The 12,524-nt window shown below is 45.2% G+C and carries 14 protein-coding genes and 1 tRNA gene; 1 reads left to right on the top strand and 14 read right to left on the bottom strand.

The genetic code is table 11. The features are described from left to right. Positions 1-34 precede the first annotated feature (34 nt). A complete protein-coding gene (locus tag E7X56_RS08445) occupies positions 35-2,857 on the bottom strand; it encodes a M1 family metallopeptidase (protein WP_135606340.1) in 2,823 nt (940 codons plus the stop codon). Between the two features lie 222 nt (positions 2,858-3,079). Here E7X56_RS08445 and E7X56_RS08440 point away from each other — a divergent pair, with 222 nt between their 5' ends. Continuing rightward, the gene (locus tag E7X56_RS08440; protein ID WP_091690591.1) at positions 3,080-3,604 is read left to right on the top strand and encodes a DJ-1/PfpI family protein; all 525 of its coding nucleotides are present in this window, start codon (positions 3,080-3,082) and stop codon (positions 3,602-3,604) included. A 34-nt stretch (positions 3,605-3,638) separates the two neighbouring features. Here the strand turns inward: E7X56_RS08440 and E7X56_RS08435 are convergent, their stop codons facing one another. The 13 genes from E7X56_RS08435 to E7X56_RS08375 form a co-directional block, all read right to left on the bottom strand. Beyond that, positions 3,639-4,694, bottom strand: a complete 1,056-nt coding sequence (locus E7X56_RS08435) for a cytochrome c3 family protein (protein ID WP_167879489.1) — start codon at positions 4,692-4,694, stop codon at positions 3,639-3,641. Between the two features lie 216 nt (positions 4,695-4,910). After that, positions 4,911-4,993: transfer RNA gene (locus E7X56_RS08430), tRNA-Ser, on the bottom strand. Between the two features lie 28 nt (positions 4,994-5,021). Next, on the bottom strand, positions 5,022-6,014 hold the full coding sequence (locus E7X56_RS08425; protein ID WP_135606338.1) for an RNA-guided pseudouridylation complex pseudouridine synthase subunit Cbf5: 993 nt from the start codon (positions 6,012-6,014) through the stop codon (positions 5,022-5,024). A gap of 22 nt (positions 6,015-6,036) precedes the next feature. Beyond that, positions 6,037-6,564: a (d)CMP kinase gene (gene cmk / locus E7X56_RS08420; protein ID WP_135606337.1), complete on the bottom strand. Its 528-nt coding sequence runs from the start codon at positions 6,562-6,564 to the stop codon at positions 6,037-6,039. A 2-nt stretch (positions 6,565-6,566) separates the two neighbouring features. Beyond that, complete coding sequence (locus tag E7X56_RS08415) at positions 6,567-7,187, bottom strand: DUF106 domain-containing protein (RefSeq protein ID WP_135606336.1); 621 nt, start codon at positions 7,185-7,187, stop codon at positions 6,567-6,569. A gap of 21 nt (positions 7,188-7,208) precedes the next feature. Continuing rightward, positions 7,209-7,856 (bottom strand): adenylate kinase, encoded by a 648-nt coding sequence (locus E7X56_RS08410; protein WP_135606335.1) that lies wholly within the window; start codon positions 7,854-7,856, stop codon positions 7,209-7,211. 22 nt (positions 7,857-7,878) lie between these two features. Further along, positions 7,879-9,357 (bottom strand): preprotein translocase subunit SecY, encoded by a 1,479-nt coding sequence (gene secY / locus E7X56_RS08405; RefSeq protein ID WP_135606334.1) that lies wholly within the window; start codon positions 9,355-9,357, stop codon positions 7,879-7,881. Between the two features lie 110 nt (positions 9,358-9,467). After that, entirely contained in the window at positions 9,468-9,908 is a 441-nt protein-coding gene (locus E7X56_RS08400; RefSeq protein WP_091690584.1) for an uL15m family ribosomal protein, read from the bottom strand. A 7-nt stretch (positions 9,909-9,915) separates the two neighbouring features. Then, complete coding sequence (locus E7X56_RS08395; RefSeq protein WP_135606333.1) at positions 9,916-10,377, bottom strand: 50S ribosomal protein L30; 462 nt, start codon at positions 10,375-10,377, stop codon at positions 9,916-9,918. Between the two features lie 2 nt (positions 10,378-10,379). Further along, positions 10,380-11,015 carry a 30S ribosomal protein S5 gene (locus tag E7X56_RS08390; RefSeq protein ID WP_135606332.1) on the bottom strand — a complete coding sequence of 212 codons (636 nt, stop codon included), beginning with the start codon at positions 11,013-11,015 and terminating at the stop codon, positions 10,380-10,382. Positions 11,016-11,026: 11 nt separating this feature from the next. Then, positions 11,027-11,548, bottom strand: a complete 522-nt coding sequence (locus E7X56_RS08385) for a 50S ribosomal protein L18 (protein WP_091690581.1) — start codon at positions 11,546-11,548, stop codon at positions 11,027-11,029. Between the two features lie 59 nt (positions 11,549-11,607). Continuing rightward, complete coding sequence (locus tag E7X56_RS08380) at positions 11,608-12,054, bottom strand: 50S ribosomal protein L19e (RefSeq protein WP_091690580.1); 447 nt, start codon at positions 12,052-12,054, stop codon at positions 11,608-11,610. A gap of 1 nt (position 12,055) precedes the next feature. Beyond that, positions 12,056-12,502: a 50S ribosomal protein L32e gene (locus E7X56_RS08375; RefSeq protein WP_135606331.1), complete on the bottom strand. Its 447-nt coding sequence runs from the start codon at positions 12,500-12,502 to the stop codon at positions 12,056-12,058. Positions 12,503-12,524: the final 22 nt, after the last annotated feature.

Genomic DNA, 12,524 nt, shown 5'->3' with positions numbered 1-12,524 from the left:
GAGAATATCCTTTAATTCTCCTTTTAATTAAGTATCAAATAGCTTTGATCTTACCAAACTGTGCCTCATAAACTCCCACTGCGTTCGGAGCACCTTGTAACAGCTTCCTTATCCTGTTGTAGACACTTGGAACTTTATCCGCATCAAGACTGTCAAGCATTTCTGCAAGTATTGAGACCAGTGGCAAATGATATTCATCCTCCATCAGGTCGATGTTAGCAAAGATATTGAGGAGATTTGTTGTACTGTACTCGTTAACCGATGCAAGTTTGAGCAGAATTGACTGAAGAAGTTCACGCCCTGATTCCGTCTGCAGGGATATCTTCCTGTTCCTTCCAAAACCACCGTATAGAGCACGCTGATCGTTGGCCTGCTCAATGCGGAAGGAATCTGAAGCCTCGATGTTCCTCACAAGAGAAACAGCATCAGAACTACTGTTTCCTGCAACTATTGAAAGGAAAGCCTCCCATGTAACAAGGTTCTTCCTGGATTCTTCCATGAAATTCTCCAAAAATTCCATCTTATCCTCAGCAGAACTGTTAATGTAACAGTCAAATGCCACAAGCCTGTCACTTGCACATGATGCCTCAACAAACTGCTTATTGCATAACTGATGCACAAATGGAGTATCAATGGTAGCAAGGATTCGCAACACAGTGTTCTTCACCTGACGTGCCTTGATGACACGAGCATGCTCCTCAAGAGTATCATCCTGCGGTATCGACACCTTCAGGTACTTATGATAAAGATTCAGGAGGGAAACAGTGTTATTTCTTGCAATACCTTCAAGGATGCGTTTTTTCACATCAAAGAGCATCTGGTAGCGATGTGCTAACCTTTCATCTTCCACTGATTCAAAGATAGCAAGGAACTGCCCACCCATCTCTTCCATCAAAACATCATCGTCGATGAGATCATTGAACAATTCGATGAACATCTCAGATACTTTTGCCTGAGGATCAGCCATCAACCTCATTTTCTCCCTGTCCAAAAGTGTGTAGTAGGCAATGAAACGGTTGATCATATCGCTGTCCTTCCTTACCTGCAAAAGAAGTTCTTCATCAGAAACTTCACGAATGACCTTTCCATAGAAGGAATAACCACGATTTACAGATACAAATGCAGGAGCTTCAACGTCCTCTATGGCAATATTAGCATCCTCGGAACATATCCATTCGCTAATTTCCACAACGTCATTTCCATCCTCATCCACCAGAGCTGCAACAAAGGGGAATTCCCAATACTTTCCACCCTCCGGAACTTCCTGGTGGAGATCCAATGTAAAGAACCTGCTTTCTGCATCATAGGAAGTATCAATGTGGACCATCGGGAATTTTGTCTGTGCCAGCCATGTCTCTGATATTTCGGAAAAATCCATATCAGAGGAATCTTCCATCGTCTTCAGCCAATCAGAACCTGTGGCATTTGAGTGGCTGAACTTCTTATGATAGATATCAAGAGCCCGGGCAAAGTTATCCTTACCCATAAGGGTTTCCAGCATTCTCACGAATTCAGGAGCTTTGACATAAGTAACCGCTGTGATCAGGTCATTGGGATCATTGAACCCCTCGGGAACAATAGACATGGAAGCTGCACCACTGTCAAGTGCAAAAGTACCAACCCCGGGTGCCAGAAGATCAAGAACGTTGGACAAGCGACTGTAGTTCTCTCCGAAGACAAATGCATGGAACTGATGCTCGATGTGAACGGTCACTGCCTCATTAAGCCATATCTCGAACGGGCTCCAGCCTGTGACCTCAGAACCGTTTATGTTATGATAATATTCATGGACCTTGACACGTACCATATACTCAAATGAGGAATCCGTCGTTTCCGGGTATGGCATAATACGGTTGGTTGTGATGGTAGTGTTGCCAACATTCTCCATACCGCCAAAATCGGAGTTTTGCATACCGATCTCACGATAGACGGTGCCTGTATATTTGTATCCCATAGTAAGCGAGCTGTCGAGCTTTTTAAGCTCATCCCGTAAGAATACCAGGTCATCAGACTTTCCTTCAGACTTGAGAGCATCGCGTACCCTGACCAGGTCATATATTTCCTTTCTTTTATCGAGATCATTGTACTGCTCAGGACCTGTGAAAAGATAGGTCCACATCACAGAATCATAGAGCACATCCAGTGCCTTCTCTGCAGGATAAACATCCGATTCCGGCGGCACCAGTAGCTCAAGGTCGAAAGTATGACCATCGGGGTATTCGAACTCCCTTGTAAATGTCCGGTAGGTTCCAACCCCAAGGAAGAAAAGGTAAGTTGCCATTGGTGTGACGGAATTATCGTAGACGATCTTAGCCCTGCCATTACCCACAGAATGTTTATTCTCCACAACATCACCATTGGTTATGAGATTTGTATATCGCTCGTCTGCAATGATGGTGGTTGTGTAAGTACATTTGGCGGTCATGTCATCGATGCATGGAACGATACGCTGGAATCCCCACTGCTGGCACTGTGTTATCTGCTGTGGCGGTGCCCCTGCAGGAGTCTCATCATAATAAAGACCTTCAAGGACATTCCAGGTCGGCTTGCATATGGTTTCCGTATGGATCACAAGTTCTGTGTCTGCCGGGATTTGACAACCAAATTCAATGGAAAGAATGTGCTCATCTTCCCTGTATTCGTAGGACACATCATGATCTTTACAGCTAACTTTTTTGATGTCAAGATCACGGCAATTAAGATCAAGTGATGCTATCGGTTCCCCAAGGGTCCTGACCTTGAGGTCCGAACTCACATAAGTGCGATCATCGTAAACATCGAACAAAAGGTCCATATGAATGACCTTTACTGTCAGTTCTCCAAAATCCTCCGGATAATACTTGTAGATACGCTCCATTCTTTCACACCTAGTTTTCTAAAGTACTGTTAGCTTAAACACTTTTCTAAAGAAGAGAAGAAGGAGAATCCGAAGAAGATAGAGATGAAGAGGAGGATGAGGATGGAGAGGAGAAAAACCAAATGAGAATTCGCCATTGATTTATAAGATAGTACAAGAACATTGAATCAACAGAAACATTTCTCAGAATGACAATATAAACTATAACCAAAAGGTGATCAAATGACAGACCAGAAGAAAATACTCATGATAGTTGCACAGGAAAACTTCAGGGACGAGGAATTCTTTGAACCAAAGGAAGTGTTTGAGAAAAGTGGTGCTAAGGTCACCGTTGCCAGCAATACAACAAAGAAAGCAAAGGGGATACTCGGAGGAGATGTTAAGCCTGACATTAGCATCTCTGATGTGAACATAGATGAATATGATGCCATATCCATCACCGGAGGCGGAGGTTCCAAACAATACCTGTGGGACAACAAAGAACTGCAAGATATAGTCAGAAAAGCATACGAGCAAGGCAAGGTCGTCGCTGCAATATGCATATCCCCGGTCGTACTCGCAAATGCCGGTGTTCTTGAAGGAAAGAAAAGTACGGTTTTCAAGAACGATGAGACCGTCAGCATACTTAAGGACAAAGGGGCTAAGCACAAAGATAAAGGTGTGATCTCAGATGGAAAGATCGTTACCGGAAGAGATCCGAAAAGTGCTAAGGAATATGGAAAAGCAGTTCTTGAAGCATTCAATTAAAAAAGACAGAAAAGATAGGTAAGAGGGATAGACATCAATCCCTCTTTATTAAGCAGGCAACTGTAGCAAATATCATTACTACAACTAATCCACCCGGTGCAGGTATCTGACCTGCATCATCAGCACCTGAACTTCCCTCGATAATTGAATTGAAGTAATCTTCTGCCATATCAAGATCACTCTGGGTTCGAGCCATGTTGTGGATTCCCAGACTGCCATCATTTTCAACTTCTGTAAGGTAGAAAAGTCCGTTGTTATAGTTGGCAAGCTGTGGTCCATAAGCATCCGTTCCATTGAAAATTTCAAGAGCAACATTTGCTTCTTCTTTTAATGAATTAAGATCAGAGAGCCTCTGCGAAACCGGAGCTTGTTTTTCCTCGATCACTGATGGCAATGAGTCCTGATGGCACATATAACAGCCATTGGATGCATCAGGATCTGAAAGCGCCACTGCATCGAAATCAAAGTCATGACCTGTAGTAACTTCACCATCCAATGGGACCATTGACATATGGCAGTCGACACAACCTATCACCGTAGGGTGAGTTCCATCAACATATCCTGAAGTACTGACCATTTCCCACTGCGCATGCCTGACGATCGGTGTTTCACCATCTGCGACCACACCTTCCGTGTTATGACAGTTGCCACAGAGAAGTGTGCTGTTCTCCAACCAGAGGCCACCTTCATGAGGATCATGACAGGCAACACATGATATTGTCCATTCCGTTACTTCAAGGTCGTGAGCAGCTTCCTCATTCAGCATATATACCTCTGCCTCTTCAAAGTTCAGTATTGCACCATCAGTACTCTTGCAGACGATACAGGATGTATCCGAATGAAGTACAAATGGTTCTGCGATCTCCGTAGGCTCGGAGTGGCTTGCCATTGCTTCTATATCGAACTCCTCGCCTGCAAACTCATTCCACTCATCAAAGATGGTAGCATGGCACTCCCCGCAAACCTCTGAAGACAGGTCTGCAGTTGGAACTGAATCAGAAGGGTTCGAAATATGACCTTCAAAACCACTTCCAGCAGGAGTATGGCATATCTCACAATCTGCAATACCATGGGCAGAAGAACTCCACATATTATAATACTCCTGATGACAGTCCGCACAATCATCAAAGTCTACCGCTATACACACAGTCGTAAATAAAAGTAAAACTGTTGAAACTATTACTATTGTTTTTGTTATGTCCCCCAACATACCTATCACATAGAATAATGTGAGTTTTCGGGATATATACATTTCCGAAGAAAATTCGGATTAAAACGAATATAATATTCAAAAATAAGATCAAAGCGCCGAGGGGGAGATTCGAACTCCCGAGGGGACAGGCCCCACAAGCTTTCCAGGCTTGCGCCCTACCACTAGACTACCTCGGCAAAAAGCCGTATTCGCGCTGACTGGCGTTTATTTCGCCTTCCAGCATCTGGGATAAATAGCGGCATCCATTATTACTCTTTCGGTAATGCAAGATATGCCATGGTCATTGTTCAATAGTTCATCGGAATCCATGGATGCCTTGCATAGTGCCACAGCTTCCCCCTTTAATGTGAATAAAGCAACCTTATCGTCCTTTTTGATGCTCTTGCTGAAAGAAACGATACCTGAAACTGCAAGGTATGCGCCTCTGCAAATCGCATCTACAGCAGTATCGCGAATAATAATGCGAGGCAGATGAGACAAACCCTCTTCCATTGGGAGTATCAGCTTTCGAAGTTCGGTCTCGTCGTTGTCCTCCTGCCAGAAAACACAGGCATCCTTGAGATCGTATAGGGTCACCAGAGAATCTTCCCTGAACGGACCTGTACCTGTCCTGCGTAGTTGCTTCATATTAGCACCACAACCCAGTATGAGACCAATGTCATGGCAGAGTTTGCGCAGATATGTTCCTGCCTCACAGCCGACTCTCATGAGCACTTCCCTGCCATCTATCTCAAGAACATCAAGATAGTAGATATTCCTTATCCGCAACTGCCTTTTGACCGCTGAGATAATAGGCGGGGTCTGGTAAATAGGACCGTTGAAGTCCTTACATACACGCCTGATCTTTATTTCAGGAATGTCATTGTGAAGGTGCATGAGGCAGATGTACTCCTTGCCTGAAAGGCGCAGGGCTGAGACTGCTTTTGTAGCCTTTCCAAGCATCACTGGAAGCACACCTGTAACACCAGGGTCAAGTGAACCGGAATGACCGGCTTTGCTTACGCCCAGCATATCCCTTATCCATGCTGTTACCTCATGACTGGTAGGACCCACAGGTTTGTCGATGTTCACGACACCCAGATTAATATAATCAAGAATAGGACGATCTTCAGGCTTGCAACCGTATGCGGCATTCGTGGTGGCATGTGCCTTTACGACCATCATGTCCACGTCTTTAGAAATTCTTGATGAAACCATAGCAGTACCTGCAAATTATTTATTAAAATCCGCCACAGCCATCGATGGCCTGTATGAGAATGTCTGTGATCGCAAATTGGTCCCAGCGACTGGAATCAATAACTATATCATAAATCGAAAGATCGTTGATATCAATTGAATGTATCTCTTGGTAACGTAATGCTTCCGAAGCTTCACGTTCCACAGTCTCCCCCAGGCGTACATCAAAGGACGAACCTTCTCTTTCAACTATCCTTCTGACGCGCACTTCCATGGGAGCTTTTACCCATAGCTTCAGAGCATTTTCAGCCATATGACCTGCAAGTCGACCTTCAAGAATAAGATGATCCGAGTTATTCGCGATCTTGCTCTGCCTTTTGTCGATCTCGATATCAATGGATGGATCAGACTCTGCAAGACTGCCAAACTCTGCAAGTGTCATTCCACGTTCTTTTGCAAGACCCCTGAAAACATCACCTGCGGAGATTATCTCCACACCATAATGTTCTGCCAGTAGTTCCCCCACAGTCGTGGTTCCACTGCCCGGCAGTCCACTAATAGTTAAAAGCATGCTTAGACGCCACCAATATCCAGTGCTTTACGCACTACCTGACTGATAGCCAGTGATGTAATGAAGTACCAGAATATCCAGTACTGGAGCGGACCCAGAACAGTAGCCACAAGCTCCTGCTCTCCCCAGAATGGGAACACGAGTGAAGCACCCGGATGCAGGCTAATGTAATGGTATGCCCACATGAAAAGAGGCAGAGAGATGATACTGATATATGCCATCGGTTTGAACTGCTGCTTTGACATCTCCATTTGGTCAGACATCATATCAGCACGCTGCTCTTCTAATTTTTTGACCATATAGGTGTTCTGTGAGAGCTGTGCCTCACGGAACTCCTTCTGGAAGGACTTCATGCGCTCCTGTGTGTTGCGCATAAGTTGCCAGTTAATAGTATATTTCTGAATAAGTGATGCATATAAAGCAGTGATCGCTGCCATGATGAACAACATTATGTGGAAGTTGCCATCACCGACCATAGCACTTATAGGATCCATCAGGATGCCAACGATAGCCCCAATACCTTCCCTGCCCTCCTCACCGAGAACAAGAATACCGATCATCAAAGAGATACCGACCGCCAGTACAAACCTTTCTGCTGTTTTCTTGAAATTTGAATCTGCCATGCATCATCACCTTCTATTAGCTTACTTGTACTGGTCAAGTACTTCACAGATATCTGAAAATACTCTGCCGATCTCACCAGCTCCATCAATGTTAACAAGGATACCTTTGTCCTTGTAATAAGATATAAGAGGCTGGGTTTTCCCCTTATAGGAATCGAGTCTCTGCCCGATAACATCTTCTTTATCATCATCGCGCTGGTAGAGCTGTGCACCACATGCGTCACAGACACCCTCATCCTTTGGAGGGTTGAACTTGAGGTGATAGCTCTCACCACAGGTACACATGTACCTTCCGCAAAGACGGGTTACAAGTTCCTCATCGGCAACATCGATATCAAGGACGACTTCAAGAGGCATCCTGATATCATCAAGAATGCCTGAAAGAGCGTCTGCCTGAGGAATTGTCCTTGGATATCCGTCAAGAAGATATCCGGCCTTACAGTCAGACTCTGTAAGACGGTTCTTGATAATACCGATCAACACTTCATCAGGCACAAGTTCGCCTTTATCCATGTATTCCTTAGCCTCACGTCCAAGTTCGGTACCATCACGTACATTTGCCCTCAAAATATCACCGGTCGATATGTGAGGGATCTGATAATGCTTAGCCAGTTCCTTGGCCTGGGTGCCTTTTCCTGCACCCGGTGGACCAAATAACACAACATTCATTGAAATATCTCCATTTTTTCGTTTAATCCTGTCCGAAGAACGATCTGACCATTGGATGCATTTCCATCATCTGTTCAGATGCAATATCCTCATACAAACGATATACAATACTTACTGTAAGCAGTAACCCTGTACCTCCGGCACCACCAATAGTACCCAGCATACTTGCCAGAAGTGTAAGGGCACCAATGAAAGCACCACCAATAATGGTTACCTTCGGGATGTATCGTAACATGACCTTCTCGATACTTCCAACATTACGCCTGAAACCAGGGATCTGCATTCCTGAATTAAACACCTTCTGTGCAGTAGGTTTTGCACCCATACCAGTGGTTTCGATCCAGAACAGAGCGAATATGACACCACCAACGATAAGGAACGTTGCATCAACGAGAACATGTAATCCTACCTGCCACATTGAAGGTACCGCAACACCATATCCTGTAAATGACTCCCTTACAAGTGAAGGTATCCAGTCATATGGACTGTTTATAGGTGAAAGATAGTACATCACACCGTTGATAGGAGTGGAACCATAATATTCACCAAATAGAGTTATACCACGTCCTGAAAGTAGCATACCTATCATCTGTATGTTCGCCTGGAGAGCCCTGACAAGGATCATTGGAAGAACTGATGCATAGATAAGTTTTACAGGGAACCTTCCCCTGGCGCCTCTTACAGCGCTGTGTGCCAATGGGATCTCAATACGGGTACTTTCTGCATAAACAACCAGCAGGAAGATGGCAACAGTACTCACAAGTGCCAGAATTCCACCTCTGATAAGCAGGAACATGGCTCCATCGCCTGTGAGAATGTAATCTAGTCCTACATTCTGAGCTATATATATCCACTTTGGAAGAATTCCGATAGGAAGACCTCCGGTGTCGAGTCCCCAGTTGAACAATCCAGTTACGATCTGCTGCGAAACGCCAGCAACGATGAACAGTCCCACACCGGAACCAATTCCCCATTTTGACACGATCTCATCCATGAACAGGATCAGCATACCGCCGATACATATCTGAATGAATATAATGGATGTAACAACTCCAAGACCCACTCCAAGCGCTGATGCTACTCCGGCATCCGGCTGGATATAGCCTCCTACTATCTGTGGCAGAGCTTCAAGAACGATCATTACAAAGACCATGAATTTCTGTGCACCCTGGAAGAACGCCTGGTCTGCAGGATCGGACATGTTGAGCTTGATAACGTCAGCTCCCACAAGAAGCTGAAGGACAATAGATGCGGTAACAATTGGACCTATACCAAGAAGCATTAGTGATCCTGATGCTCCTGCAAAGAACGCTCTATATTGTTCGAACAAATCAATGGAATCCTTGGAAAGACCAAAAAGAGGTACATTTGCGAGTGCAAAGTAAAGTACCAATATTCCAAGAGTCCACATTAGCTTGTTCTTAAAATGCACATGCCCCTCCGGACTTGCAACGGCGGGCAATCTGTTAAAAAACGGTTCCAAACTCTCCCTGAGACTCATTAACTACACCTTTATACGGGATTGAAAGTCCATTGGACTTTGTTATAATATAAATTAATCTGCACTAAATAAAAACGCAATAAATATAAAAGTAATGTCTGTAAAAGACATTACTCTTCAATTTCTACGCAGGATCCACCTGCATTCTCGATCTTGTCCCGTGCAACTCCTGAGAAGCTGCTTGCTGTAACAACCATGTTCTTTGTTACTTTTCCGGTACCAAGAACCTTTTCAATCTCAAGATCTGCAAGATCGATGACATATGCACCCTCTTCAAGCTGTGCAAAGCCATCTTCTACAAGCTGATCTGCAAGTTCGTCAAGTTCACCGACGTTCACTACTGAAACATCGCGGATCATCTTCAATGGACGAGAGAATCCACGGTTGCTTCCACGTGTGTATCCGAGCTGTAAAGCCCTTGTGAAATGATGCTTGTTCTCACCGGACCTACCACGTCCACCACGGTTACCAGCACCACGGCGATTCTTGGTAGTACCGCCACCGCAGGTGCGTGAACCCCTGAACTTCTTTGTATTGGTTTTGTTGCTCATAGTAACATCACCTCATCTTGTTCAAAAGTGTCTTTATGTCTTCACCATGGTTTCCAAGGACACCGCCCTGCTGAGCGGTCCTCTTGATACCAGCGTGACCTTTCCTTGGTGGGTGAAGCCTGAAAACCGGCTTCAGACCAGGAATATCAGAGATCTTTGCATTTCCGTTGACAAGAGCTTCTGCGAATGCTTTAATGGAGTCGAAATCTGTGTTCTCCTTCACATAAGCATCTGTCAGGCGTGCATCGGCCTCCAGCCTGCCGCGCTTGCCGATTACCTCTACCAGAGTATCAGCATCAACAGTACCGTATGCAATGTAATCCTTTGCTTTCTGGATCATACCCTTGTTGTTAGGGTTGTCAGCAAGGAATACGCAGTGGTTGACCTTGTGCAGGCGAAGCATACCGAGGGTATCCTCGATCTCACCGCTAACATTCACCTGGCCCCTCATTCTGACTACTGCGAACATATTCAGTCCTCCGTCTCATCAAATACAATTGGTCTTCTTACAGTGCCTGTGTTCATCAGAGCATTGTATGTTGCCTTTGCGAAGTTGAGAGTGGTTCTGGTCTGACCTTCTGTACGAGTCCATACGTCCTTGACACCTGCTTTTTCAAGCACTTTCTTTGCAGTGCCTCCAGCAGCAAGTCCAAGTCCACGTGGTGCAGGCTTCAATACTACAGTGACACTACCTGCCTTTCCATTTACCTCGGAAGGAACGGTATGTGGAAGTCCACAACCGCATTCCCATGAACCGCATCCACGTTTGATACGTGTGATGTTGATCTTTGCATTGTCAATAGCCTTTCTGATAGCAGGTCCTACCTGTACATCCTTTGCCTGACCAAGTCCAACAAAACCATCGCCGTTTCCAACGATAACGGTTGCCCTGAACTTGACACGTCTTCCGGAGTCGGTCATCCTCTGGACCATGTTGATATCGAGAACTTCGTCCTCCAGACCAGGTAACAATATATCAACTATTTTTGGTTCCCTTATAGGGAGACCGGAATCCATGGCTTCATCCATGGAAGTAACCTGTCCTTCTGAAACAAGCGTTCCAAGCCTTGTCTTGGGTACCCATTCCTCATTATATTCATATGCCATATAACCACACCTTAACTGAACTCTGCAAGGATCTTTTCCTTCACTGCTTCGAACACTTCCGGCAGATTGGATCCTTCCATATATTCTGCAACGTGTTCTCCTCTTATACGCTCATCAGATGGGAATACTGAAGAATTGTGAGGCACATCCAGTCCTGCGTCAACAACACCTTTGAGTGCTGCATATACGCGACATCCTGGTGATGATGCCTGAATTCCGATATCCAGTACACCGCTCTCATAGCCTTCCTTAAGTGCCCTGTATCCGAACAAGAGACCTGTCAGGTATGCTGCGGTTGTGTTACCGGTTGCTCCCTCGTATCCATATTTCCCAAGCTCAGTAGAGATAGCTGACGATAATGTCATATCTCCCTTTGCATCTGGTGCCACAAGTTGCAACTGTATGTGCCTTGTGCTCTTACGCACAACCACACGATCCTCTTTTGACAGAAGTAACCTGAGTCTCTGGTGATAATCTGTACGCCCTTCCCTTCGTCGCCTGAATGGGACTTTATAACGGGCTCCTGTAGCCATATTAGATCCTCCACATCAACTTAACATGTAAATTTGTCTTCATTGTCTATTCCTCAGGCTCATTCTGTCTTCTTAATATTAAGATGCGCTTCCATATGAGCCAAGTTCCTATACTCGCCACCCTTTGCTTTACGGTAGACCTTGCAGTATGTGGACTTATCAAGTGTACCATCTGCACGAAGCTCCTTAAGCCTCCTTCTGAGAGCACGGATCTTTTTCATCCACTGCTCTTTCCTCGGGTTACGCGCACCCTTTCTACCTTTACGGGAACCATGACCCTTGCGGTGGCCGTATTTACGCTTTGCATCCCTTTCTCTTGCGCGTCCGCGGCTAACACCCTTTACAAGCTCTGCTTTTATGCTTCCGCCTGCGATCAGACCACGGATATCTTCCCTTGTAATAGCAACTGCTATTTCAGCAGAAGCTTCAGGATCTAACCAGACCTTGTGGACTCCGCATCCCAGGACCTTTGCTGCAAGTCTTTTCTGGTTTGTGAGATCAGTCATCTTACTCACTCCTGGTAGGGTTCAATATCTTAATACCCATTTCAGTTGCTTTTGCTTCGATGATTGCTTTCTTCCTTGCACCAACGGTTCTTGCGATCCTTATAGCTTCGAGGGAAGCATCAACGTCATCAACGTCTTTAACAGTGTTCACAAGGACTTCTGCATACCCGGATGGGTGAAGACCTTTTACTGCTACAGGACTGCCATATCCTACCTGTGCAAGAGCACCTTTTGCGGCGATATGCCTGCGCTGCTTGCCCTGAAGACCCCTTGGTCTTCTCCAGTTGGAATCCAGACGCTTGTACTTGTGGGAATCAGTCCTCTTGAATGCAGGTTTTTTACCCTTCTGGACTTTCCTGACTTTAAAAAGTCTCTTGGACTCTTCATCAAGTGCAAGTTCGGTGGCCACTGCTTCTTTCATGTTAGTTTCATTAACTGTATCTTCCATTCAGATCACCTACACTTCTCTC

The organism is Methanococcoides sp. NM1, assembly GCF_900774285.1.
GTDB classification, from domain to species: domain Archaea; phylum Halobacteriota; class Methanosarcinia; order Methanosarcinales; family Methanosarcinaceae; genus Methanococcoides; species Methanococcoides vulcani.
Note: the sequence above shows the minus strand (reverse complement) of the source record. Positions and strands in the feature narration are given on the sequence as shown.